Below are 25,501 nucleotides of genomic sequence, written 5' to 3'. Positions count from 1 at the left end.
AATCGAAGTATTATTAAGCTTAATTATAATTAATATAAATAAGGGGGTGGCTTTGTATAAAGTCAACCCTTATTTATGTTTTTATGGTCTATTACAAAGTAGATACTATTTTAATCAACTGTTTACAATAAATCATACTTTTAAACTTATAATACTTAAAATATGTGTATAGTATAAACAAATAAAAAGTATAGTTTTAATAGTGCAGGATACTGAATTTAATTATAGAAAGAGGAACTTTGTAATATAGAATTTGCATAATATATATATACTATAGTGTAATTATTTTAACTAAAATTTAAAAGATATAAGGCTTTTATATGGGGGTATGTGTATATGAAAAATTCGAATTTTAATATATTAACGTTCGATGGTGGTGGATTAAAAGGAGCATTAAGTATATCCATACTTGAGAGACTAGTAGAGGAGTATCCAAGTTTATTAAATAATATAAATATGTTTGGAGGAACATCTACAGGTAGTTTGATTGCATTAGGGCTTGCATATGGTGTAAGCCCTAAAGAGATAAAGACACTTTATTCAATTGAAAATTCAAAGTATATTTTCAACAAGAGTTATGCAGAAATGCTTAGACCAAAGTATGAAAATAAAAATCTAAAGGAAATTTTGCTAAGTATATTTCCAGAGGATTTAGAATTGAAAGATTTAAATAAACTAGTCATGGTGCCAAGCTTTTATATAGGCAATGAAGAACATTCATGGAAGCCTGTATTTTATAATAATATGCCAAATTCTCTTACTAAAACTAGTAAAGTTGTAGATGTAGCAATGGCAAGTAGTGCTGCACCAGTATTTTTCCCAACTTATAATTGTCATGTTGATGGTGGAATAATAGCAACTGATCCAAGTCTAGCATGTATAGTTTATTCAATTGACAGTGGACTTAAGTTAAATTATAAAAATACAAGACTTTTTTCTATAGGGACTGGATATGTATATAATAGTATAAAGACAGATACAACTGAATGGGGAGCTATTGACTGGATAATCAATAAGAAGCCAGACTTACCAATTATATCTGTTACACTAGAAGGGAATTCTCAAATGAGTCAATTATTTTCTCAAAAACTTCTTGGAGATAATTACTATAGGTTAAATCCTAGAATGGAAAGAGAGGTAGCTATGGATGATTGTGATTCACTAGAATACTTAATATCTTTAGGTGAAAACTGTGATATAAAAGATGCATTTGAATGGATAAATAGAAAAAGTTTTTATAAAAATTAAGTATAGTTTTTAATTATATTTATAAGTAGAGAATTTCTATAGTTTATAATTTTGATAAAAAATTTTGTAATTTTAGATACATTAATATCATATAGTATTTTCTAAATAAAGTAAAAAATAATAAAATACAAGATTATTAAGTTACTTCTTAGGGAATAAATAAAATATAATTTTTTTAAGGAGTGATGAAAATGATAAAACTTGCTACTTTTGCAGGTGGGTGTTTTTGGTGTATGGTAAAACCTTTTGATAAATATGATGGGGTTATAAAAGTAGTTTCTGGATATACAGCTGGTCATGTTGAAAATCCTACATACCAAGAAGTATGTTCAGGAACAACTGGCCATGTTGAAGCTATTCAAATAACTTATGATGATAACATAATAAGTTATGATGAACTTTTAAATATATTTTGGAAGCAAATTAATCCTACAGATGATGGTGGACAATTTGGTGATAGAGGAACTCAATATAAAACCGCTATATTTTATCATGATGAAGAGCAAAAAAATACAGCTTTGGAGTCAAAAGAAAGCTTAGAAAATAGTAAAATATTTGATAGTAAGATAGTTACTGAAATAATTCCAGCAACTAAGTTTTATGAAGCAGAAGAAAATCATCAAGATTATTATAAAAAAAGACCATTGAATTATAATATGTATTACAAAGGTTCAGGAAGATATAATTTTGTAAAAAGTTATTGGGATGGAAATAATGTAGATAGGGAAGCGTTAAAAAAGACTTTAACTCCTATTCAATTTGAAGTTACTCAAAATGATATGACAGAAGTACCTTTCGAAAATGAATATTACGATAATAATGAAGAAGGCATCTATGTAGATATAGTAAGTGGAGAGGTTTTATTTTCTTCAAAGGACAAATTTGATGCAGGATGTGGATGGCCTAGCTTTGCAAAGCCAGTTATAGATAAGTCTGTAATTGAAAGAAGCGATTTTTCACAAGGCATGTATAGGGTTGAAGTAAGAAGTGCTAAAGGAAATTCTCATCTAGGTCATGTTTTTGATGATGGGCCAAAGGAACTTGGAGGTTTAAGGTATTGTATAAATTCTGCTTCTCTTAAGTTTATACCTAAAAAAGATATGGAAGAACTAGGATATGGAGAATATTTAAAACTTTTTAAATAATTAAAACTAGTTAATATCATACATTCAGATTAGAGATGGAAATATAAATTTATGTTTTCATCTTTTGTTTTTTTGTCAATAATGTGATAAATTATTAATTGTAATGTTATAACTTATATTTGTATGACTAAAGAATTTAATTTTTGAAAGAGAGAAAACAAATGAATTTAAAAGACTTTAATGGAAAAAGATTAAAATCAGCTAGAGTTTTTAGAGCTAAAACTCTAGAACAGTTATCTAAAGAAACTAAAATAAATAAAAAAGATTTACAAGCTTTTGAAGAAAATAAGTATGTTCCAAATATTGAAAATGCATTAAAATTATCAAATATATTAAACTTCCCCAAAGAGTATTTTTATAAAAATGAAAGTATAAATGTTATTGTAGAAGATAGTCATTTTAATCCTCATTCTAAACTTCCTAGAGTAGAGGAAATTTCTTATAGAGAAAAAATAATAATTATCCATAAAATATACTCGTTTATGGAAAGTTATATAAAATTTCCAAAAGAAAACTTACCGAATAGAAAACTAATTAAGGATGTTAATGTAAATGATATAGAAAGTCTTGCTAATAAGACTAGAGAACTTTGGAGTTTAAACAACAATCCAATATTAAATATGGTAAGTTTATTAGAGGCTAATGGGATTATAATATCAGGAATGAATGTAGATAGAAAAGGAGCAACAGTATTTACTCAAAAACAGAGAATTGGTAAAGAAACTAAATATCTAATATCTCTTGGGAATGATAAAAAATCAGCATCAATTAGAAACTATGATTTAGCATATGAGCTTGGATATATAATATCAAGTCAATTAGGAATACCAAATAAGCAATTTTTAGCAGATGAGTATGCTTGTGCATTTTTGCTTCCAAGAGAGACTTTTTTAGAAGACTTGGTTTATCCAGAAGACCTAGATTATTATGTAGAACTAAAGCAAAAATGGATTGTGCCTATATCTGTTATGATTTTTAGAGCATATAATTTAGGTGAGATAAGCTACAAAAAGTATAATTATCTTATGAGTGAAATGGATAAACGCGGATGGTTAATAGAAGAACCATTAGATAAAATGAAGGGTGTAAGTCCAGTATATTTAAAAAAAGCAGTCGAATTATTGATAGAAAACAAAATAATGAATACAGATAATATAGTATCAAATTTAGGGGATATAGGAATAAGTCTTTATCCAGAAGACCTAGAATTGTTGATGGGATTAAAAAATGGATTTCTATCTCAAAATACAAAGAAAAAAAGCAAAGTTATAAAGTTTGATGGGAAAAGATAAATTAATAATTTAATATTGAAAGATAAAAGCAGGTATTTATATTTAAGCTTTGTTGATATGGTTTTTTATCATAAGCAATTTACCTGCTTTCAATATTAAATTTAAGATATATTTAAAATATGCTATTAATTTAAATATGTATTCTAATATGATATTAATCTAAATATCCTTAGCAATTTGAATGTATTCTTTTAAAATAGTACATGATTTATTGAATTTTTTTTGTTCATCATCAGTTAAATTAATTTCTACTATAGACTCAACTCCATTTATGCCAATTATAGCAGGCACACCAGCAAATACATCTTTTTGTCCATATTGTCCATCCAATAGAGTAGAAACAGGAAGGATTTTTCTTTCATTATGAAAAATTGCCTTTACTATTTCTGTTAAAGCAGTACCAATACCAAATTCAGTAGAACCTTTGCCATAAAGTACATCCCAACCAGCTCTTGCTGTTTTTTCAGTTAATTCATCTAAGTTTAATTTTCCATAAGTGCTAGGATTTTCTTTCATAATATCAAACAATGGCTTACCACCAATTGAAACATGAGACCAAGGAACTATCTGAGAATCTCCATGTTCACCCATAGAATAAGCTTGTATTGATTGTTGAGGAAGATTTGTTTCCTCAGATAAAAGTCTTCTAAGTCTCGAAGAATCAAGTGCAGTGCCTGTGCCTAAAACTTTATTTTTAGAAAATCCAGAAACTTTCCAAATATAATCAGTAATTATATCTACTGGATTTGAAATTACAATAAATATACCATCAAATCCAGACTCAACAATAGGTTTTACAATTGTTTTTACAACGTTGATTGTAGACTCAAGTGTATCCAATCTAGTCTGATTTTTTTCAGGTAATGGACCCGCACTTATTACTATAATATCAGAATCTTTACAATCATCAAGATTTCCACTTTTTATTTTTGTGGCATGTTTAAGATAAGAAACTGCATCTGATAAATCTAAAGCTTGAGACTTAGCTTTACTTTCATCTATATCAATCATTAGTAACTCATCACAAACTCCTTGAGTTACTAAACTAAATCCACAATGTGAACCAACATGACCAGTTCCTATTATTGATACTTTTCTTGGTTTTATTGACAAATTTAACATCTCCTTACATTTTGTTTTATGTATACATATGAGAATGCTCTATAATAATTATAGAGCATCTAAATAAGTTAATTAAAGAATAAATAGCATAGATTTAAAACTAAATAGTCTTTGAAAGTGCAATATGGTCTCTTAAAACAGAACAAGATTTACTAAATCCAGCTTGCTCATCATTAGTTAAATTGATTTCAACAATTCCCTCAATCCCATTTTTACCTATAATACAAGGAACACCTGCAAATACATTTTCTTCATTGTATTGACCTTCTAATAATGTAGAAACTGGTAAAATCTTTTTCTCATTATGTAGTATAGCTTTTACAATTTCTACTAAAGCAGTTCCTATTCCAAACTCTGTGCAATCTTTGCCATTTATTATACCTATACCTGTTTTCTTGTTTTTTTCAACTATTGATGGTAAGTCTAATTTGCCATAAGTATCTGGATTATCCTTTATCATATCTAAAATTGGTTTGCCACCAATTGAAACATGAGACCAAGGAACTATTTGAGAATCTCCATGTTCACCCATTGAGTAGGCCTGTATTGATTGTTGAGCGATTCCAGTCTCTTCAGATAAAAGTCTTCTAAGTCTTGTTGAGTCTAAAGCTGTTCCAGTTCCAATAACTCTGTTTTTAGGAAAACCAGACTTTTCCCAGATATAATTTGTAACTACATCAACTGGATTAGAAATAACGATAAATATACCATCAAATCCAGAATCAATTATAGGTTTTACTATAGATTTTATCATCCCAATAGTTGGTTTTAGTAAGTCTAACCTAGTTGTGTTTTGTCTGCGTAAAGGACCTTCTGAAGAATCTGCAACACTTATCACTACTATATCAGAATCCTTACAATAATTAAAAGTTCCTTTTTCTATATGTACTTTATGTGGAAGATAGGAAACCGCATCAGCTAAATCTAAAGCTTGAGCCTTTGCCTTAGCTTCATCAATATCAATCATAAAGAGCTCATCACAAACTCCTTGAGTTATCAAACTAAATCCACAGTGTGAACCAACATGACCTGAACCTACAATAGATATTTTTCTTGGTTTTATTGGCATTTTAAATCACTCCCCCTACAAAATAAAACGATATATTTATAATACAATGCTATATGTTATTAAGTATGTTTTTTATAGATTGCAATATTCTATCATTTCAGAAAATTTATTTAATATGATTTTATACTAAAGTTTTTAAAAAAGCAATGTTAATATACTTTATATTATTGAATATTTAAAATAATATATAATTATAAATTTGTTAACATTAATATCTATATGTTAAAATATAGTAGAAGATTACTATTAAAAAATAGGTTAAGCTATATCTGGTGTAATTACTTTAAACTTAACCTAAAATATGTGCATATTTAAACAATAAGGCAGTTTAGAATAAAGGAAATGGAGATAAAATCATAATGGAAAAGTTATACTATACGAATCAGTATATAAGAGATTTCACGGCAGAAATAATTGAGATAAGAGAAATAGAAAATAAGTTTCATGTTTTGCTGGATAAAACAGCGTTTTTCCCTGGTGGAGGAGGACAATTTGGAGACTTAGGAAAAATAGATGATTATGAAGTAATAAGCGTATATGAAGAAGATAAAAAAGTGTATCATATATTAGATAAAAAACCAATAAAAATACATAAGGTAAAGTGTAGTATTGATTGGGATAGAAGAGAAGATGGTATGCATCAACATTTTGGACAACATGTACTCTCAGGGTGTTTTTTTAAGACTTTTAATGCAAATACAACCGGTTTTCATTTAGGAAATGAGTACAGTACAGTAGATATAGATGGTAACTTAGATGAAGAAAAAATTAGAGAGATAGAGTTGCTTGCTAATGAAATTATTCGTCAAAATATACAAGTAGAAACATTACTTCCAACTAAAAGAGAATTAAAAAAAATTTGGGTAAGACGTGCTTTACCAAACACAAATGAAGAAATAAGGGTAGTAAAAATAGGTGACTTAGATACAAATGCATGTTGTGGAGTACACCCAAAATCAACAAGTGAGCTTAGAATGATAAAAATAAAGAAGTGGGAGAAGCATAAATCTAGTACAAGAATAGAGTTTTTAGCTGGGAAAAGAGCTGTAGATGAAGTATTAAAAAGGGATGTATACTTAACCAAAATCTGTAGATATTTAAGTTGTAGTGAAGAAGATGCTATAAATGGAATTGTAAATTTAAATGAGAAAGTGGAAGATTCTCTAAGTAAAAAAAGAAAACTTGAAGAAATAGTAGCTAAGTATCAAGTTAAAGAAATGGTAGAAAATGCAAATAAGATTGGAAATGTTTCAGTTGTTAAAAAAATTTATGATGAAGAAGATTTAAAATATGTAAATAAAATTGCAAATAAAATTACAGAAGATGAAAATAATATTGCATTATTAGCTGTTAGATTTGAAGAAAAAATAAACTTGATTTTTGCATGTTCTAAAAATTTGAAAGCTGTCAATATGGGAAGTTTATTGAAGGATGCAATAAGTCTTATAGATGGTAAAGGTGGAGGAAGTCAGGTTTTAGCTCAAGGTGGAGGAAAAAATAATGGTAACTTAGAATCTACCTTCGATTATGCATTTATGAAACTAGAAAAAATTTTATAATGTATTATTACAAAAGATTAATGTAATACATAAAATAGATATGGGGGAATAAGTATGGAACAACAAAAAGACTATATAGAATTATATGAAAATGAAGAGCTGATAGAGATAAGAGAAGCCCGTTTAGAGGATTTGGATATAATAGCGAAATTTAATTATAATTTAGCCAAAGAAACAGAAGGAAAAGAACTTGACATGGATGTTTTAACTAAAGGTGTAAGGGCATTGTTATTAGATGAAAGAAAAGGAAAATATTATGTATATACAGTATTTGATAAGGTTGTCGCACAGATTATGTATACATATGAGTGGAGTGATTGGAGAAATGGAAACTTTCTTTGGATTCAGAGTGTATATGTAGAGAAAGAGTATAGAAGAAAGAGCATCTTTAATTATTTATTTAATCATATAAAAAATATGTGTGATAGAGATGAAAATATTGTTGGCATGAGATTATATGTAGAAAAAGAAAACATAAATGCAAAAGCAACGTATGAGTCTTTAAATATGTATGAATGTGATTATAATATGTATGAATATGAAGTAATAAACTAGTAATGTAAATATAAAAATTAATAAGCCAGTAATATAAACTTATACTATTATTATATTAAGATTATAAGTTTATCCTGAGTATATTGAGAATTGTATGAAATAAACCAGATATTATAATTAAATTTATTAGGGGGTATAAGTATGGGCGTTTTAAAAGTCATGTTTTATGTATTTTTGTTTTTAGATTTAGTGTCAATATTCTGTTTCTTTTTTAATAAAGGAAAGATAGCATCTAATACAATTGTATTTAATGCAATAGGGGTATATACATTTGTACTTTGTTTCATGCATTTTAGTTCTTATCCAAGTAATAATATTCTTGGTAAATTTATTGCATCTCTCTTTTTTATACTTGGAATTGCAGGCGTTATGCTTAAAGAAAAAAATTTTTTATATGCTAGATTACTTTTAACTTTGGTTATTGTTTGTTCTACACTTAAATTGTTTGTTATTTAATAAAATGTATTTATAAGGAAATTTATGAAGGTCTATATTTTAAAGTATAGACCTTTTTTAATGTGTTTTAATTTAACACTTAAGGAAAATTTAAGAAAATTTTAAAGGCATCTTAAATACTTGTTGGTACTATTAAAATATTAAAAGAGAGAAGGTGTTATTATTGAAAAAGGAAATATGTGGAACTTCAGAAAAATTATTATTGTCAATTATATACACAATATTTTTGGTATATGTTTTAATAACTATAAGGATAATTTTATTTAAAGATGTACCAATTTACGCTATTTTCAAGGGGGGATTTAGGTCTGTCAATTTAATTCCCTTTTATACAGTATGGCAATTTATAACAGACAGTAACATTAGTCTTATAAGAGCTATTGCAAATATCATAGGTAATGTAGGTATATTTATTCCGATGGGAATTTTTCTTCCTATAGTATTAAAAAAATTAGATAAAAGAAATATAATTATAATAATTTCTCTTATTAGTTTAGGATTTGAATTAATACAATACATTTTGGCTATTGGAAGCAGTGACATAGATGATGTGATTCTAAATTCATTAGGTGGGATACTTGGTATTATTATTTATACAAAGGTGACCAAATTATTTCCTAATAACATTAAAAAATTCCAAGCCATAATAAGTACAAGCATAATTTTGGGAGTGATAGGATTGGGTGTCATTGTTACAAACTACCAAAGCTTGTTAACTTTTAAACTCAAGCCAGATAAACAAGTTTCAAGAATATTAGTTGAAGAAAATAAGGAAATAGTTAAAGATATAGATAAAAATGAGGCAGATATAATTGGTTCATTTGAAAGTTTTAAAAATGGTGTGTTAACTATTAAGACAGCTTGTAATAATAATATAAAGTGTCCAGAAAATTTAATGGATAAGGATGGTTATATAAAAGTTTATCTGAGTAAAAATACAAAATTAATATCTTTTGTAATTACTGAAGAAGAGAACAAAGATATAATTAGATATGAAGAATTTGATGTTAAAAATTTACCTCTATTAAAGAAAACTGATACATTTGAGATTTGGATTGATAAAGATAATCAACCAAAAGATGAACATGGAATCACAGCTTCTAGATTATTAATTGGATTAGATGAATAGAATATCCAATAAAAAAAGAATAACAAAAGTAAAAAACGAAAAAACTATTTCTATAATTATTTTTACATTATGCACAAAAATATATCAACTGTTGAAGGAGTAGAGATAAATTATGGAGATAATAAAATATATTTTGTATTTTTTTATATATTCATTTCTAGGATGGGTAGTAGAAAGTGCAGGATGTTCTATAGCAAGCAAAAGGATAATCAATAGAGGGTTTTTAAATGGTCCAATATGTCCTGTTTATGGTTTTGGAGCAGTACTTGTGATATCAATACTAGGAAGATTTGACAATATAATTATTTTATTTTTGATAGGAATGATTTTGACTACAATTCTAGAATATTTTACAGGATTTATTTTAGAAACATTATTTCATGCTAAATGGTGGAATTATTCTGACCAAAAATTTAATATAAAGGGAAGAGTCTGTTTAAAAAATGCAATATATTTTGGTATAATGTCTGTTGTAATAATAAAATTTATACATCCCTATATAGAATATATTGTAAGTACTATTCCGTATAATATATTAATTTCAATAGTGGTAATTACGACTTTATGGACAATTGTGGATTTAATTGTTACTATCATATCACTTAAAAAATTAGATATGAAGCTCAATTTATTAGATGAAATAATTACAGACCTAAATGGTATAAATATGAAATTAGATAAGTTTGATAGAAGAGAGATACAAGCTTTATTTAAAACAATAAATAGTGAAGAATTAGAAGCTAGAGAAAAATTAAATAAAATAAACAGTAAATTAGACCGTATAGAATCTAATATTATCTTACAAAAAAGAATTATCAAGGCTTTTCCAGATATAAAACATAAAAAACAACAAGAACAATTACAATACTTTAAAGAAATCATCAATGATAATAAAAGATGATAATATGATTTAATTAAAAATAAACAGAAAAATAGTATTTATAAGATAATTTGCAAAGAACTCTATTATAATAGAATAGAGTTCTTTATTTTTTAGAGAAATAGAGTTGATTTGCTGAAAACAAAATATATTATCTCTGAATAACAAATATTTTGAAAATTATAAAAACATATATTGACAATTTGTGTCAAAAATACTAACATTAGTATATAAAGAATTTTATATAAAAATATCTTTACAAATTGCAATAATTCTAAAAATATAAATTTACTTAAAGAGGGGAATGATTTGCCAATGAGCGAGATAACTAGTCAAATGATAAGTACAGAAGAAAAAAAATATGTTGCTAAAACTCAAAAAATACCTTATTATCCAGTAGCATTTAAATCAGGTGAAGGTGCGATGTTATATGATTATGAAGGTAATGAGTATGTAGACTTTTTAGCAAGTGCAGGCTCTGCAAATGTAGGTCATGGAAATAAGGAAATCTCACAAGCAGTTAAAGAACAAATGGATGATATCACACAATATACACTTGCATATTTCCATAGTGATCCTCCTGTAAAATTAGCTGAAAAGCTTGTGGAAATAGCCCCTGGAGATAATGATAAGAAAGTATTATACAGCGCAACAGGCTCTGCTTGTATAGATGCTGCTATAAAATTAGCAAGAGGATATACTGGAAGAACAAAAATAATATCTATGTGTGAGTCATATCATGGAAGTACTTATGGAGCTATATCTATATCTGCATTAAGTACAAATATGAGAAGAAAAATGGGTCCATTATTACCAGAAGTTTATCACTTCCATTATCCAGATAAAAATAGAACTGCTAAAGAATGTTTAGATGAAATGGAATATGCTTTTGCACACTACTTACCAGTAGAAGAAGTAGCTGCAATATTTATAGAACCAATTGCAGGAGATGCAGGGATAATAGTGCCTCCAGTAGAATGGATTCAAGGATTAAGTAAAATATGTAAAGAAAATGGAATACTACTTATAAGTGATGAAATACAACAAGGTATGGGAAGAACAGGTAAATGGTTTGGTATAGAAAACTTTGGTGTTGAAGCAGACCTTATAGTTCTTGGAAAATCTGTTGGTGGAGGATTACCTTTAGGAGCAGTTGTTGGAAGAACAGAAATAATGCAAAGTCTTGATGCACCAGCACATCTATTTACTTTAGCTGGAAATACAACAGTATGTGTAGCTGCTTTAAAATCTATAGAAATAATTGAAAAAGAAAACTTACTTCAAAAGAGTATAGAAATGGGAGATTATATTAAAGCAGGATTTGAAAAACTAAAAGAAAAATACGATATAATTGGAGAAATAAGAGGCTTAGGTTTATCTATAGGAGTTGATATAGTTAAAGGAAAAGGTTCTACTGAAAAATATCCAGATGCTACAGCTAAGATATGCTATAGATGTATACAAACTGGTTTGATAATGATATTCTTAGGACAATCTACTTTAAGAGTACAACCACCTCTAGTAATAACTAAGGAACAGGTAGATAAAGCAATGAGCATTATAGATTCTGCAATAGATGATTATTTAAATGGTAGAATTGGTGACGAAGTTTATGAAGTAACTCAAGGTTGGTAAAATAGATATTAAATAAAAAAGAGTTATCTCAATTTTAGAAAGTAATTTCTGAAATGAGATAACTCTTTTAAGTTACCCACAAGTAAGAAGATTAGTCGATTCATTAAAGGTTATGTTTTGGGTATTACTTTTGTGAGTATCAGAAACAGTATTACGAGAGTAGTTACCCTTATTCGAACTATCTGTCAATTTTGTTATAATCAAAATTGCTAAAAGAATAAAAATTACTGTGTATAAAGCAATAACATATGGTTTTCTTTTATATTTGTATTTGTTATTAAAAAAAGAATGTCCATAATTATCTCTATTGACCTTATGTTTGTTTATATTTGTATTCTTTTTTTTGTTATTTTTCTTTTTATCATCCTTTTTTCTATTTTTAGGGTAAGGAATGACTTTGTGTGTATCGTCAAGTTTGACATTTTTATTTTTTTGAATATTGTTTTCTAGGCTAGCTTTTTTTTCTCCAAATTGAATAGTTTTATTGGTATTGTTGTTATCTTTCAATGTTAATCTCCCTCCCTTAAACTTTCCCTTTAGATAATATTACTACTAACCTATAGAATATACAATAATAATATACAATGAATAAAATTTTATAAGTATAAATCTCTTTCCCCACGTTCTAAAGCAGTCATATTGTTAGATACAATGTTTCTTATGTCTTCTCTTTCTATCTTAGCTATTTCTTCAGTAATAAGTTTTTTACCCATAACTTTAAGTTCTTCATCACCATAATCAATTAAAAATTCATTTAATGTAGTAAGTGCATTTGGTGTGCAGACGTTGTGAATTTGACGACTCTTAGCTAAACTCATAAATCTATCCCCAGTTCTACCTTTTCGATAACAGGCTGTACAGTAACTAGGTATATATCCATCAGTGATTAGTTCCTTAAGTACTTCTACAGGACTTCTGTGGTCTCCAACCTCGAATTGATCTGTATTGTCACCATCCTCATATGCTTTATATCCACCAACACCTGTTAGAGAACCTGCACTAACTTGCGATACACCATATTTTAGTAATTCATTTCTCATTTCGGCAGTTTCTCTAGTAGACATTATAATTCCAGTAAAAGGAACTGCTAATCTAGTTATAGCTACAATTTTTTTAAACATATCATCAGAAACTAAATGAGGGAAGTTTTCTAAGTTCATACCTTCAGCTTTTTTTAATCTAGGAAAAGATATAGTGTGGAATCCTACACCAAATTTTTCTTCCAGATGTTCATTATGCATCATAAGGCCTAAAACTTCAAATTTAGGATCAGCTAGACCAAATAAAACTCCAGCACCAACATCATCAACTCCAGCTTCCATAGCTCTATCAAAAGCTGTTAAATGGTAGTAGTAGTCATTTTTTATAGATTGACCATGCATCTTTATAAATGTTGGTTTATGGTATGTTTCTTGGAATAGTATATAAGTTCCTATTCCTTTTTCTTTTAATAGTTTATATTCATCTACACTAGTAGCTGCTATGTTAACGTTTACCCTTCTTATATTTCCATTTTCATTATATGTTGAATAAATTGCATCTAAGCAGTCTAATATATAGTTTATATCACAATTTTTAGGGTCTTCACCAGCTTCTAAAGCAAGTCTTTTATGCCCCATTTTTTCCAGTATTTTAACTTCTTCTCTTACTTCGTCCATAGTAAGCTTTTTTCTTTTAAATTTATTACATGTATTGAAACCACAGTAAACACATTCATTTACACAGTAGTTTGATACATAGAGAGGGGCAAATAAAACCACTCTATTACCGTATATTTCATTTTTTATTTGCCCAGCTATACTAAACAATCTATCAAGTTGTTTTTTATCTTCTACTTCAAGAAGTGTAGCTATATCTTTATAGCTAAGTTTTTCTCTTCTATCAGCCTTATCAAGCACTTTCTCAATATCATCAGAAGTTGAATTTTTTGCATCCTCTAATAAAGAATTAATAAGTTCATGTTTTATGAACATTTACAAACGCCTCCATTCAATATTATCACCACGAGAGTAGTCAACTTTAAGTCCTAGCGACTTGATATTTTCCTCTAAACTCTGGTGATATTCACAAGCTTCTTGACCAGTAAATGCTTTGTTATCATAAAGAGAATATTGTTTTCTAAATTCTTGAGGAGAAAGGTTTGGCATAATTACATTACAACCAGCTAAAAGGCCTGCATTTCTACCACTAGGGTTTATAGATGCAAGAGCTGTTGTAGCAGGTAATAAGACTTTTGGAAGTAGAAGTCTTGTAATTGAAAGCATAAGTAGTGTTTTTTCTAAATCACCATGTTTATAATCTTTAAAGATTGTATCATGATGTGGGATAAAAGGTCCTATACCAACCATATGAGGATTTAACTCTTTTAGGTATAATAAGTCACGAACAAGGTCCTCATTGCTTTGGAATGGTGACTCAACCATAAATCCAGCACCTACTTGATAACCAATTTCCTTGAGGTTTTTAAGGCATTCTTTTCTAGTTCTAAGTTCAATGTTTGGCGGATGTAATTTTTTGTAATGGCTGTCTGTAGCAGTTTCATGTCTTAAAAGATATCTGTCTGCACCACTTAAAAAGTATTTTTTATAGGAGTCATAGCTTTTTTCTCCTAATGATAATGTTATAGCGCAATCCTCATATTTATTTTTTATACTTGAAACAATCTCACATATCTTATCATCAGTAAAATATGTGTCTTCACCACCTTGTAAAACAAAAGTTCTGTATCCTATCTTATAACCTATATCACAACATTCAAGTATTTCATCCGTTGAAAGTCGATATCTTGTAATATTTTTGTTAGAAGATTGTATACCACAGTAGTAACAATTGTTTTTGCAGTAGTTTGTAAGTTCTATAAGCCCTCTTAAGTAGACTCTATTTCCATAGTATTTATTTCTCATATCGCTAGCTTGCTTGTAAAGATAGTTTCTCAAATTTTGTTCAAAGTTATATTCTTCATTGTCGATATTCTCTATTAAGTATAGTAGTTCATCAAAGCTTAGTGAATTAATGCTGTAAAGTTTATCTATAAAGTATTTAATCTTATTTTTAGTCATATCTAAATATGTATTTATTAAATATAGTTAAATTTTTAGTAATTGAAAAGTTCAAGTGATCTTTCTAAAATACCTTTTGTATATGCTATTAAAATACCATAGTTTACGATAGGTACATTGAAAGATTTTGCCTTTTCTATTCTAGATAACATTCCAGCTCTATTCATCATACAAGCTCCACAATGAACTACAAGTGCATATTTAGTTATATCTTCAGTGAAGGATACTCCAGAACTAAATTCAAAAGTAATATTTTTACCAGTTTTCTTTCTAATCATATTAGGGATTTTAACTGTTCCAATATCATCAGTTTGTCTATGATGAGTACAACCTTCAGCCATCAAGACCTTGTCACCATCTTTTAAATTTTCTAAAGCATAGGCACCATCAATTAATTCTTTAAGGTCTCCTTTTTGTCTAGCGAACAATATAGAAAAAGATGTAAGAGGAATATCTTTTGGAGTATCTTTATCCACTTGTGGAAATACTTGAGAGTCAGTAATAACAAGCTTAGGTTTTTTACTTAAATTAGATAGAGTTTCTTTTAAGTTATCTTCTTTTGTAACTATAGAAATTGCTCCAGTATCCAAAATATCTCTTATAACTTGCTGTTGAGGAAGTATAAGCCTACCTTTTGGAGCTGCCTTATCTATTGGAACGACTAAGACAACTAAATCATTTGGCTCAATTAAATCTGATACCAATTTAAACTCATTGCTATCTTTAGGCAAAACCTTTATTATTTCATTTTTTAAATCTTCAATTCCAATTTTATCTGTTGATGAGACAGAAACAACTGGACATTTAACTTTATTTTTAGTTAAGCTTAAAATTTCAGATTGATTTTTAATTGTATCAATCTTGTTAAGTACTAAAATATGAGGTATATTTTTATCATTAAACTTTTCAATTAGTGATAAATCTTCTTTTGACACACCAATTTGGCAATCCACTACTAGTAAAGCTATGTCTGTCTTTTCTAAAATATCTAATGATTTGCTTATTCTAAGCTCACCAAGCTCACCAACATCGTCAAGACCAGCAGTATCTATAAGAACACAAGGTCCTATAGGAAGGATTTCCATTGGTCTAAATACTGGGTCTGTAGTAGTTCCAGCAATATCTGATACTATTGCAGCACTTTGATTTGTTATAGCGTTTATTACGCTAGATTTACCTGCATTTCTTTTGCCAAAGAGACCTATATGTACTCTTATTGATTGTGGAGTAGAATTTAGACTCATTTGTACTCACCACCTTAAATTTCTTTTTTTGATATACTAGTTTTTACAGATACATGAGGTATATTTCCCAATTTACCAGTCAAACTATTGATAATATCCATTTCGCCAACAACTGCTATACATACAATTGAGACACCCTCTTCTTCACAAGGAATTCCCATTCTACCTTTAATAATGCCTTTAAAAGTCGATACAACTTCATTAAATTTAAGCTGACATTCTTTTGGTTCTTCCAAAATAGCACTTATAACCGCAACCTTTTTCATAAATATCCTCCTAACTCAGAAAATATGTTTTTAAACAAATCCAAAATCAAAAAACTTTTCTTTTTAAAGAAAAGTTTCTACAAAAGAAAAGTTATTAATTACACAATTATAATGTGCTATATTAAACTATTTCCTTACAGATTAGATAACTCTTTTCTGGTAGGGTTAGCTTGTAAAATTTATTTTAACAACAATTAACTAAAGAAAATTTTTATACAATTTGTGTGAATCATATAAAAATTAACTAAAGAAAATTGAAGTTACTTATATAATAGTAGTAAATCGAAATTAAGTCTATAGAAAAACCAATTTTTGTATAAAAATAAAAATAAAAATTGGTTATTTACAAAGAAATGACTTTAATAAAATATATAGTTAATTATTTTTTTAGCATATAATTTATAAGAAGTTTTAGAGTATTTTCAATTGCTTCTATATGAGTTCTTTCGTAGTGGTGGCTATTATTTGTTCCAGGGCCAACACAAGCTATTTGAACATCTTCTCCCCAACGAATAGCCTCTGAAGCATCTGAACCATAAAAAGTAAATACATCAACAGCATAATCTAAATTATTATCTTCTGCAACATCTACAAGTTTATTTCTTAAATTAAAATCATATAGAGATAAGTTATCTTTTGCAACTATAGTCACACCATGTTCACTAGATGTTTGACTTGGCCCAGTAGGTGCTATGTCTATTGCTACAAATTCTCTAGTTTTTTCAGGTAAAGCTTTAGAGACACCATGTCCAATTTCCTCATAATTACTTATATAGAAGTTAGTAGTATGTTTAGGTGTTAAGTTGTTTTCCTTAAAGTATCTAGCTATTTCAAGAACCATTGCTACAGCTGCTTTGTTATCTATATATCTAGATTTTATAAAACCAGATTCTGTAGCTTCAAAACGATGGTCTAGACATACAAAATCTCCAACACTTATTCCTAAATCCAAAACATCCTGTTTATTAAATACTTTTTCATCAAGTCTAATAATCATTGTTTCTTCATTTCTTTCAGATGCAGCTTTTGTCTGTCCATATATATGAGTAGAAGCGTATTTAAACACAATACTTCCTCTGATTTTTTTACCTTTTCTAGTTATAACAGTACAATTTTCACCCTCTATAGCGGCCCAACAACCACCACCAACTTTATGGTATTTAAGAGTACCATCTGGTGATATTTCTTTTACCATAGCACCAAGTGTATCCATATGTGCAGATATTGTTATTTGATTTGAATCATCTTCACCAGGAAGAGTAGCTATAAGTGCACCTTTTTTTGTAAGAGTAGTATTAAGACCTAAAGTTTCAAAATCCTTTTTGCTTTCTAAAACTGCATTTTCAGTATATCCAGCTGGACTTGGTATATCAAGATACTTCTTCATTAAATTTATAGTATTAGTTAAATTTAAGTTCATATTATTTCCTCCTAAAAAATATATATTCATACAAATTATAACATAAATACGAATGTTCTGAAAACTGTATTTGAAAGAAAAATTTCTAAATCTATTAAAAAAAATAATATATAAGGTAAAATTAATTTATATTATATAGGTTTAAGTTAAAAATAGTTTTATTGTATAAATAATAAAAATAAATAAAAAACAAATAAACAAATAAAAACAAATAAATGAGATATTTAGTTTAATTCTCTTTACAAATAAAGATTTTAGTAATAAAATAATTGTTGAAAAAGATTTTAAATTCAGATTATTCGTTTTTAAAGTAATTAATCTGTAAACCTTTATTAATATATGTAAATAGTTGGTTATATATGTATTTAATTAGCTAAATATATATATAAAAGTTTATTTTAATTATTTGGATTATTCTGAGAAAAATTTTTATTAGGAATTATAAAAAATCTGAATCACTTAGGAAAAGAGAGGATGTGTATAATGTGATTGAAAACGGATTCGTATTTTGTAGTTTTTTAGTTGTATTTGTAGGTGGCATTTTTTACATGGTTGATAAATTAAAATGGAAGATATTTGATGTTATTAATCCAATGCTTTTAATTTATTTAGGGTCTGCTATACTTGCATCATTTGGTTTATTTGCACAAAATGAAGAAGTTGGTATATATCAGAATATAATAACAGTAAATTTTCTACCATTAATGTTAGTATTCTTATTAATTCAATGTGATTTAAGAAAAATATTAAAAATGGGACCTAAAATGTTATTATCATTTTTCTGCGCTACATTGACATTTATGCTTGGATTTATCATAGCTTTTATAATTTTTAAAGGTTCAATGGGTGCAGATTCGTGGAAAGTTCTTGGTGCAGCATCTGGGTCATGGATAGGTGGTTCATCAAATATGATTGCAGCAGCTAATGCTCTAGGTGTTGCAGAAGAAGGGCTTAGCTATGCAATACTTATGGGTTCTATAGGATATACAGTATGGATGTCTGTTTGTCTAATGTCTGTAAAATTTGGCCCTAAATTCAACAAATGGACAAAATGTGATACAAGTTTTATAGATGAGGTTACAGCAAAGCTTGAGAAAGAAAATAAAGATAATACAGCACCTACATTTGTGGAACTTATGACTTTATTGTCTGTTGGATTTGGAGTTGCAGCATTTGCACAGATTGTATCTAAGATACTTCCAACTTCAGGTATACTTAATGAGACTATGTGGGTAGTGCTTGTTGCATCTACAGTATCAATACTGTTAGGTATGACTAAGATATCAAAACTTAAAGGAAGTACATTAGTGGGAAATGTATTTATGTACTTGCTTCTTGCAGCAACAGGAAGTAAAGCAAATTTCTTTGGACTATCAGAGGCTCCTGTTTACATAATGTTTGGATTAGTAGTAGTTCTTGTACATGCTATTTCATTTATAGGACTTGCAAAACTATTTAAATTAGACTTATTTACTTGTGAGGTAGGAAGTATAGCTAATATAGGTGGTGTAACTACAGCACCAATGATTGCTGGGGTTCATAATCCGGTATTAATTCCAGTAGGTGTACTTATGGGGCTTTTAGGAAATGTTATAGGAACTTATTGTGCTCTTATAGTGACTCAAATATTACATATGTTAGCTTAATGAAACTATAGTATAAAGCTAAATAATTCATATCAGAAAAGTTATTTCAATTTAAGTGTACACTTTTATCGAAATAACTTTTTTTATTTGACAAAATAAGTTATTTCAAAAAGCTATTTTGACATATTTAGTGAATAATATTGTAAAATTTACCAATAGTGATATATATTTAATTTTTATATTGAATCGAACGTTTGTATGATGTATAATAAGCATATAGAACGAATGTTTGCAGAACGGATGTTTTTTGAAATTATTTTAATAATTTATGAATATATATAACAATACATAAATATATTTAAATATAAAGATAAAAAGAATTTAAAGGAGTGTTGATAACTTATGATAATTCCATCAAGAAAAATACAAGATATAACATTAACAAATTTAAAAAATGGTGAAGTGACTTTAATTGAATTAGATGAAATATATAAAAAGATGGGATTTTTATTTGTTGTAAGTGAAGGCAAATTGAAAAAAATAAAAAAGGAGAATCATCATTAAAAATGCATAAAATTATAAATACTATAAAATTTTGTAAAACCTAACTTATGTAGAATATAAATACTTAAGTTAGGTTTTTTGTGATAAAATCTGTGATTACTTGACTTTTAGAAAGCAGTACAGTGTTTTATAGACTAAAAAATAAATGAGTTTAAATCTCAAGGGCATAATACTGCATAAGAGGTGATATTAATGAAAATAGTAACCTACAATATTCATAAAGGTATGGATTCAAATAATAAATTGACATTACCTAAAATGGGAATGTATTTAAAACAATTAAATTGTGATGTGGTTTGTTTGCAGGAAGTACTATACCCTCAATTTTTAGCTTTAAAGGCTGTTTTAAATATGGATGGTGTATTTGCCACAAATGTAAAAAAGGTAAATATGATATATGGAATTTGTACATTTACAAAATTAAAAATATTAAACAATAATCATTTTTTTTTAACTAGTAAAAAAGAACAGCGAGGAGCACTTTGTATAACTGTAGATGATTATGGAGGAATTATAAATATTATAAACACACACTTAGGTTTAGATAGAGAAGAGAGGACAAAGCAACTAGATGAAATAATAGACTACAGAAATAGATTAGTAGGAGCTGTTGTTTTATGTGGTGATTTCAATGAAAAAAATATCTCTTTAGATATGTTTAATGATATGGCTGTTTGTTTAAATAAATCTCACTTAGCAACCTTTGAAAAGTCAAATTCTAGGATAGATTATATTTTTGCTGATAGAAAAACTAAACTAAAAGGATATATAGTAGAAAAGATTTATTTATCAGACCATTATCCAGTAATAGGATATATTTAATTTTTAATGTAGATTAATCAATATTCGTAAATAAGGGGTAAATTTTTTATTAAGGTATAATTAAAAAAATATAATTAAAAAGTGTCAAAAAGAAATCTAATTATAAGACATAAATTTACAATAAAGTTACATTTGCTTAAATACCTTGTTTAAAAAAAGCTATTCAAATATAATCTAAAGTAGTTTTGAAAGGGAAACTTTAATAAGCAAAATTAAGATAAATTAAGTTAGTGTTAAAATGAGGTGAATTTATGAGCAGAAGTACAACAAGAGTTTCAAAATTAGGAAAAGAAAAAAAACGAACTTTCATAATAGTATTAGCAGTTTTAGCTGTAGCAATAGGTGTGTCTACTTATTTTTTTAACAACAAATTTCTATATAATGGGAAAATAGCTAAAAATGTATATATAGAAGATATAAATGTATCTGATATGACCAAAGAAGAAGCATTAAAAGCTATAACAGATAAGTATACTCCAGAAGACCTGAATCTTACTTATGATGGAAAAGATTATAAAATATCTCCAAATGATATTGATTTAAAATATAACACAGAAGAAGTTGTAAAAAATGCTTATGAGAGTACAAAAAAAGGTTCTTACTTTCAAAACTTAAAGAAGTATATCGATATAAGAATAAATAAGCTAGCCCTAAAAATAGAATCTGGATATGATGAGGCAAAACTTAGTGCTCAAGTATCTTCAGTAGCTGATAGTATCAATGTTAAAATGAAAAATGCTTCAATTAGTGTTGGAAGTGGTGGATTAAATTACACAGAGTCTGTTGTAGGTAGAGAATTTGACTTGGCATCAAATAAAGAATCTATATACAACATGATAAAAAATAAAGAGTACAAGTCTTTAGAACTAAAAGTAAATCTTCAAAAACCAGATATAACGACAGAACAAGTAAAATCTGTGAATTCTGTTATAGGCCAATATTCAACAACATATTCTCAATCTGTATCAGGTAGAGCATATAATGTGGCATTGTCAGCAAGAAAAACTAGTGATGTTTTACTAATGCCAGGTGAAGAATTTTCATATAATAAACTTACAGGGCCTAGCAATAAAGCTAATGGTTACAAAGATGCACCAGTTATAGTTTATGGGAAATTAGAGCAATCAGCAGGTGGAGGTGTTTGTCAAACATCTTCAACAGTTTATAATGCAGCTCTCCTTTCAGGTATGGAAATAACACAAGTTACAAATCACTCATCTGCATCTACTTATGTGCCAAGAGGTAGAGATGCTACAGTAAGTGATGGAGGATTAAATTTAAAATTTAAAAATCCATATAACCATCCCATATATATTAAAAATTATGCAGGTGGAGGAAGTGTATCATCTATAGTATATGGCAATTCTGGTGACAAACCAAATATATCTATAGAAGTAAAAAACACTGGAAAAGATAAATATTCTACATATAGAGTGTATAAAGACTCAAGTGGGAAAGTCATAAAAAGAGAACATATATCAAATAGTTCTTATAAAGAATTGAAAAAATAGATTATTTTTTAGATTAATATTGAATTGATACAAAAAACAAGAGAGTTGAGAACTCTCTTGTTTTTTGTATAAGAGTAGACTTATTAATTGTCGTTTTGATATTAGAATCATTAATATATAGAAAATATTCCTATATATTGGTATAATTATAAATAGATTTAGTTATATAAAATGTATGAGGAGGTGACAGGGTTGAATTTTATAGGCAATAGGTATGAGGTAGTAAATTCTGATGACGTTTTAGAAATTAACAAAATCTATAAGGCTAGGGATGTTTTTTACAGAAAAAATGTGTTGATAAAAGTTATAAAACACAATAACTATATTTGTGAAGATTTTGTATCAAATTTAATTGATGAAAGTACTGCTTTAGATGAAATAAACTCTCCTTATATACTAAAAATAATTGATGTTGGGATTCATTGTACAGAAGAAACAACATTGTATTATATTGTAAGCGAAGACTTTGATGGTATTGGCCTAGATGAATTAATTCTAGGTAATTATCTTCATCTAGAAGCAATTATAAATATAATGATACAAGTTTTAAAGGCTTTAGAAATGATACATAGAAATTATTCATATCATGGCAGTTTAAAATCAAGTAGTATAATGGTGAATACAGAATATAATATTAAAATTTGTGATTTTGGAATTACAAGAGCAAATAATGGGGTTAATACAAGAAGCTATGGAAATAGAAAGTATTTATGCCCACATCAACTATGTATAAACTATACTGATAGAGAGAGTGATTTTTTCACAACAGGTCTTATTTTGTTTGAGTCTATATTTAAGAAATTACCTTTTGGAGAAGCAAATTCAGAAGAAAAGATGTTACAATTGATTGATAAAGGACTAGACTGGAATAGTATAAGAGCAATTAATGGAAATATAGAACTTATAAATGTTATAAAAAGGCTACTTGGTAGAAATAATAAGTATACTAGAGCTAATGATATTATTGTTGACCTTAGCAAGGTAATGTATGAAAAAGCATATATAGAGGTTGAAGATAAAGTAGAAGAAGAACCAAAAAAAATTGTTCAGGTCAAAAAAGAAGATAAAAGTAAAGTGAGAAGAAAATTACATAAAAAAATTGTTGTTGCTGGTTTAGCAATAGTTATGATTTCAATGATTATTATAGGTTCTATAATATAAAAATTATATATTGTACATTTTAAAATAAATGTCTATAAATAATATACATATAGATTAAAATTTTAGTATTGTTTTAATTATGAGAGGAAGTGGTTATTATGTTAGCAAAAAATGATGAGGTATTAAACGTTTAAGAGTATTTTAACAAATAGCCACCTGCTTTTGTAGTTTAAAAATAAAAAAGCTGTGGCTAAAAGTCACAGCTTTTTGCTACTTTTTAAAGGCAGGAGTATATTAAAAAGGAGCAAAGTATGAGTGAAATAAAAGTAATAGCAAATAACAAGTGTTGGATTGAAGATATAGCAAAGAGACAACTTGAAGATATTTCAAAATTAAATGGAATTTTAAGAATAGTAGGATTGCCTGATTTACATGCAGGTAAAATACCTGTGGGTCTAGCAGTTGAAACTGAAGGTATTATCTATCCACATATAATTGGAAATGATATAGGTTGTGGAATGACTTTATTTAAAACTGGAATCTCCAAAAAGAAATTTAAAAAAGATAGATGGATTAAACGTCTTTCTGAAATTAAAGATTTATCTGATGTAAAAATAATGAATCCACATGAAGAGGAATGTCCAATATCAAATTTGGGAACTATTGGAAGTGGAAATCATTTTATAGAATTTCAATGTGTAAATGAAATTCACAATAAAGAAAAATTTGAGCAATTAAGATTTTCATCTGATGACATAATGATGTTAGTTCATTGTGGGTCAAGAAATTATGGAGAAACTATACTTAAAAAGTTCTACAACAAAAATGGTATTGAAGTTGGAAGTGAAAAAGAAAGAGATTATATGATAAATCATGATAAAGCTTTAATCTGGTCAGAGCGCAATCGTGAAATTGTTAGCAAAAAAATTATGCAATCAATAGGTATATCTGGAAATATTGAAAAAATATTATCTATAAATCATAATTTTATAGAAAAAAGAGAAGATAAATTCATACATAGAAAAGGTGCTGTTTCAAGTGAAAGAGGAGCTGTAATTATACCTGGTTCAAGAGGAAGTCTATCATATATAGTTATGCCTACTGAAAATACAGAACAGTCTTTATATTCTCTATCACATGGAGCTGGTAGAAAATGGTCTCGTTCAATTTGTAAATCTCGTCTTAAAAACAAGTATAATAAAGACACTATAAAACAAACTAAATTTAAAAGCTATATTCTATGTAATGATATAAATTTATTATTTCAAGAAGCTCCAGAAGCATATAAAAATATAGAACAAATTATTGAAAGTTTGATAGAATATAAACTTATTCAAGTAGTGGCAACTATGAAACCACTAATTACTTATAAAGGGTAATTTTAAAAATTAAAAATATATTAAATTAAAAATAGCTGATTTTGTTAAAGCATATAAGAATGTTTTGATACTATCAGCTGTTTTTTATATTTTTTTAGGTATGATAATTTAAAGAGATGAACTCTATGATGTGTAATCTTTATAAAATTAGACTCTATAAGAAATTATGGATATAAATGAAAGAATAAGCATTATTTTTGTTTTAATAGTGAGCATTATAGGGTTTTTTATTATGTTAAAAGATAAATAAATTTATTTATATTGACACTAGGATATAATTTATGAAATAATGTTAAAGTGACTAAAATAGTTAATTGAAAATAGAAAAGGAGCAGTGTTTTATGAAAAAAAATACTAACATTAGTGAGTCCGGGGTTAGACTTCTTAATAAATAAGGAGTTTAATGCATAATAATTCCTTATTTATTAAGTCGATTACAAATAATTATTATAAAAGTAA

The 25,501-nt window shown here is 27.5% G+C and carries 23 protein-coding genes; 15 read left to right on the top strand and 8 right to left on the bottom strand.

All coding sequences use genetic code 11. The features are described from left to right. Window positions 1-336: 336 nt before the first annotated feature. From KGF46_RS11795 to KGF46_RS11785, 3 genes are all read left to right on the top strand, one after another. Complete coding sequence (locus KGF46_RS11795) at window positions 337-1,248, top strand: patatin-like phospholipase family protein (RefSeq protein WP_227829533.1); 912 nt, start codon at window positions 337-339, stop codon at window positions 1,246-1,248. A gap of 191 nt (window positions 1,249-1,439) precedes the next feature. Further along, window positions 1,440-2,393: a peptide-methionine (S)-S-oxide reductase MsrA gene (msrA, locus tag KGF46_RS11790; RefSeq protein ID WP_227829532.1), complete on the top strand. Its 954-nt coding sequence runs from the start codon at window positions 1,440-1,442 to the stop codon at window positions 2,391-2,393. Window positions 2,394-2,554: 161 nt separating this feature from the next. Next, window positions 2,555-3,685 carry an XRE family transcriptional regulator gene (locus KGF46_RS11785; protein ID WP_227829531.1) on the top strand — a complete coding sequence of 377 codons (1,131 nt, stop codon included), beginning with the start codon at window positions 2,555-2,557 and terminating at the stop codon, window positions 3,683-3,685. Between the two features lie 159 nt (window positions 3,686-3,844). Here the strand turns inward: KGF46_RS11785 and KGF46_RS11780 are convergent, their stop codons facing one another. Continuing rightward, window positions 3,845-4,807: an L-lactate dehydrogenase gene (locus KGF46_RS11780; protein WP_413894756.1), complete on the bottom strand. Its 963-nt coding sequence runs from the start codon at window positions 4,805-4,807 to the stop codon at window positions 3,845-3,847. 100 nt (window positions 4,808-4,907) lie between these two features. Next, on the bottom strand, window positions 4,908-5,876 hold the full coding sequence (locus KGF46_RS11775; protein ID WP_227829529.1) for an L-lactate dehydrogenase: 969 nt from the start codon (window positions 5,874-5,876) through the stop codon (window positions 4,908-4,910). Window positions 5,877-6,235: 359 nt separating this feature from the next. Here KGF46_RS11775 and KGF46_RS11770 point away from each other — a divergent pair, with 359 nt between their 5' ends. The 6 genes from KGF46_RS11770 (at window position 6,236) to KGF46_RS11745 (ending at window position 12,090) form a co-directional block, all read left to right on the top strand. Further along, window positions 6,236-7,435, top strand: coding sequence for a DHHA1 domain-containing protein (locus tag KGF46_RS11770; RefSeq protein WP_227829528.1), 1,200 nt, complete (start codon window positions 6,236-6,238; stop codon window positions 7,433-7,435). 54 nt (window positions 7,436-7,489) lie between these two features. Continuing rightward, on the top strand, window positions 7,490-7,990 hold the full coding sequence (locus KGF46_RS11765; protein WP_227829527.1) for a GNAT family N-acetyltransferase: 501 nt from the start codon (window positions 7,490-7,492) through the stop codon (window positions 7,988-7,990). A 141-nt stretch (window positions 7,991-8,131) separates the two neighbouring features. Continuing rightward, complete coding sequence (locus tag KGF46_RS11760) at window positions 8,132-8,446, top strand: hypothetical protein (protein WP_227829526.1); 315 nt, start codon at window positions 8,132-8,134, stop codon at window positions 8,444-8,446. Window positions 8,447-8,609: 163 nt separating this feature from the next. Beyond that, window positions 8,610-9,575 (top strand): VanZ family protein, encoded by a 966-nt coding sequence (locus KGF46_RS11755; protein ID WP_227829525.1) that lies wholly within the window; start codon window positions 8,610-8,612, stop codon window positions 9,573-9,575. A gap of 112 nt (window positions 9,576-9,687) precedes the next feature. Beyond that, window positions 9,688-10,476, top strand: coding sequence for a putative ABC transporter permease (locus KGF46_RS11750; protein ID WP_227861988.1), 789 nt, complete (start codon window positions 9,688-9,690; stop codon window positions 10,474-10,476). A gap of 294 nt (window positions 10,477-10,770) precedes the next feature. After that, a complete protein-coding gene (locus KGF46_RS11745) occupies window positions 10,771-12,090 on the top strand; it encodes an aminotransferase class III-fold pyridoxal phosphate-dependent enzyme (RefSeq protein WP_227829523.1) in 1,320 nt (439 codons plus the stop codon). Window positions 12,091-12,162: 72 nt separating this feature from the next. On the opposite strand, the gene KGF46_RS11740 is transcribed toward KGF46_RS11745, so the two are convergent. The 6 genes from KGF46_RS11740 to KGF46_RS11715 all read right to left on the bottom strand — a co-directional run bounded on the left by KGF46_RS11740 (window position 12,163) and on the right by KGF46_RS11715 (window position 18,079). After that, entirely contained in the window at window positions 12,163-12,597 is a 435-nt protein-coding gene (locus tag KGF46_RS11740) for a hypothetical protein (protein WP_227829522.1), read from the bottom strand. A gap of 89 nt (window positions 12,598-12,686) precedes the next feature. Continuing rightward, on the bottom strand, window positions 12,687-14,063 hold the full coding sequence (hydG, locus tag KGF46_RS11735; protein ID WP_227829521.1) for a [FeFe] hydrogenase H-cluster radical SAM maturase HydG: 1,377 nt from the start codon (window positions 14,061-14,063) through the stop codon (window positions 12,687-12,689). Next, on the bottom strand, window positions 14,064-15,149 hold the full coding sequence (gene hydE / locus KGF46_RS11730; RefSeq protein ID WP_227829520.1) for a [FeFe] hydrogenase H-cluster radical SAM maturase HydE: 1,086 nt from the start codon (window positions 15,147-15,149) through the stop codon (window positions 14,064-14,066). Window positions 15,150-15,184: 35 nt separating this feature from the next. Continuing rightward, window positions 15,185-16,393: a [FeFe] hydrogenase H-cluster maturation GTPase HydF gene (gene hydF / locus KGF46_RS11725; RefSeq protein WP_227829519.1), complete on the bottom strand. Its 1,209-nt coding sequence runs from the start codon at window positions 16,391-16,393 to the stop codon at window positions 15,185-15,187. 14 nt (window positions 16,394-16,407) lie between these two features. Further along, complete coding sequence (locus KGF46_RS11720; RefSeq protein ID WP_227434807.1) at window positions 16,408-16,659, bottom strand: TM1266 family iron-only hydrogenase system putative regulator; 252 nt, start codon at window positions 16,657-16,659, stop codon at window positions 16,408-16,410. Window positions 16,660-17,038: 379 nt separating this feature from the next. Beyond that, entirely contained in the window at window positions 17,039-18,079 is a 1,041-nt protein-coding gene (locus KGF46_RS11715; protein ID WP_227829518.1) for a M42 family metallopeptidase, read from the bottom strand. Window positions 18,080-18,564: 485 nt separating this feature from the next. On the opposite strand from KGF46_RS11715, the gene KGF46_RS11710 reads away from it, so the two are divergent. The 6 genes from KGF46_RS11710 to KGF46_RS11685 all read left to right on the top strand — a co-directional run bounded on the left by KGF46_RS11710 (window position 18,565) and on the right by KGF46_RS11685 (window position 25,042). Beyond that, window positions 18,565-19,725, top strand: coding sequence for a DUF819 domain-containing protein (locus tag KGF46_RS11710; RefSeq protein WP_227829517.1), 1,161 nt, complete (start codon window positions 18,565-18,567; stop codon window positions 19,723-19,725). Window positions 19,726-20,067: 342 nt separating this feature from the next. After that, complete coding sequence (locus KGF46_RS11705; RefSeq protein ID WP_227434804.1) at window positions 20,068-20,229, top strand: hypothetical protein; 162 nt, start codon at window positions 20,068-20,070, stop codon at window positions 20,227-20,229. Between the two features lie 192 nt (window positions 20,230-20,421). Beyond that, complete coding sequence (locus KGF46_RS11700) at window positions 20,422-21,051, top strand: endonuclease/exonuclease/phosphatase family protein (RefSeq protein WP_227829516.1); 630 nt, start codon at window positions 20,422-20,424, stop codon at window positions 21,049-21,051. Window positions 21,052-21,302: 251 nt separating this feature from the next. Beyond that, complete coding sequence (locus KGF46_RS11695) at window positions 21,303-22,562, top strand: VanW family protein (RefSeq protein ID WP_227861987.1); 1,260 nt, start codon at window positions 21,303-21,305, stop codon at window positions 22,560-22,562. 183 nt (window positions 22,563-22,745) lie between these two features. After that, window positions 22,746-23,723 (top strand): protein kinase domain-containing protein, encoded by a 978-nt coding sequence (locus tag KGF46_RS11690; protein WP_227861986.1) that lies wholly within the window; start codon window positions 22,746-22,748, stop codon window positions 23,721-23,723. Window positions 23,724-23,974: 251 nt separating this feature from the next. After that, window positions 23,975-25,042 carry an RNA ligase RtcB family protein gene (locus tag KGF46_RS11685; protein WP_227829514.1) on the top strand — a complete coding sequence of 356 codons (1,068 nt, stop codon included), beginning with the start codon at window positions 23,975-23,977 and terminating at the stop codon, window positions 25,040-25,042. Window positions 25,043-25,501: the final 459 nt, after the last annotated feature.

The organism is Clostridioides sp. ZZV14-6153, assembly GCF_020657855.1.
In the GTDB taxonomy this organism is placed as follows: domain Bacteria; phylum Bacillota; class Clostridia; order Peptostreptococcales; family Peptostreptococcaceae; genus Clostridioides.
Note: the sequence above shows the minus strand (reverse complement) of the source record. Positions and strands in the feature narration are given on the sequence as shown.

Bases quoted from the DNA above. Each gene is read 5' to 3' on its own strand.
- KGF46_RS11765 (WP_227829527.1), top strand. From the start codon at position 7,490: ATGGAACAACAAAAAGACTATATAGAATTATATGAAAATGAAGAGCTG.
- KGF46_RS11775 (WP_227829529.1), bottom strand. From the start codon at position 5,876: ATGCCAATAAAACCAAGAAAAATATCTATTGTAGGTTCAGGTCATGTT.
- KGF46_RS11705 (WP_227434804.1), top strand. From the start codon at position 20,068: ATGATAATTCCATCAAGAAAAATACAAGATATAACATTAACAAATTTA.
- KGF46_RS11720 (WP_227434807.1), bottom strand. From the start codon at position 16,659: ATGAAAAAGGTTGCGGTTATAAGTGCTATTTTGGAAGAACCAAAAGAA.
- KGF46_RS11700 (WP_227829516.1), top strand. From the start codon at position 20,422: ATGAAAATAGTAACCTACAATATTCATAAAGGTATGGATTCAAATAAT.
- KGF46_RS11685 (WP_227829514.1), top strand. From the start codon at position 23,975: ATGAGTGAAATAAAAGTAATAGCAAATAACAAGTGTTGGATTGAAGAT.
- KGF46_RS11785 (WP_227829531.1), top strand. From the start codon at position 2,555: ATGAATTTAAAAGACTTTAATGGAAAAAGATTAAAATCAGCTAGAGTT.
- msrA (WP_227829532.1), top strand. From the start codon at position 1,440: ATGATAAAACTTGCTACTTTTGCAGGTGGGTGTTTTTGGTGTATGGTA.
- KGF46_RS11715 (WP_227829518.1), bottom strand. From the start codon at position 18,079: ATGAACTTAAATTTAACTAATACTATAAATTTAATGAAGAAGTATCTT.
- KGF46_RS11760 (WP_227829526.1), top strand. From the start codon at position 8,132: ATGGGCGTTTTAAAAGTCATGTTTTATGTATTTTTGTTTTTAGATTTA.
- hydF (WP_227829519.1), bottom strand. From the start codon at position 16,393: ATGAGTCTAAATTCTACTCCACAATCAATAAGAGTACATATAGGTCTC.
- KGF46_RS11695 (WP_227861987.1), top strand. From the start codon at position 21,303: ATGAGCAGAAGTACAACAAGAGTTTCAAAATTAGGAAAAGAAAAAAAA.
- KGF46_RS11745 (WP_227829523.1), top strand. From the start codon at position 10,771: ATGAGCGAGATAACTAGTCAAATGATAAGTACAGAAGAAAAAAAATAT.
- hydE (WP_227829520.1), bottom strand. From the start codon at position 15,149: ATGACTAAAAATAAGATTAAATACTTTATAGATAAACTTTACAGCATT.
- KGF46_RS11780 (WP_413894756.1), bottom strand. From the start codon at position 4,807: ATGTTAAATTTGTCAATAAAACCAAGAAAAGTATCAATAATAGGAACT.
- KGF46_RS11795 (WP_227829533.1), top strand. From the start codon at position 337: ATGAAAAATTCGAATTTTAATATATTAACGTTCGATGGTGGTGGATTA.
- KGF46_RS11750 (WP_227861988.1), top strand. From the start codon at position 9,688: ATGGAGATAATAAAATATATTTTGTATTTTTTTATATATTCATTTCTA.
- KGF46_RS11770 (WP_227829528.1), top strand. From the start codon at position 6,236: ATGGAAAAGTTATACTATACGAATCAGTATATAAGAGATTTCACGGCA.
- hydG (WP_227829521.1), bottom strand. From the start codon at position 14,063: ATGTTCATAAAACATGAACTTATTAATTCTTTATTAGAGGATGCAAAA.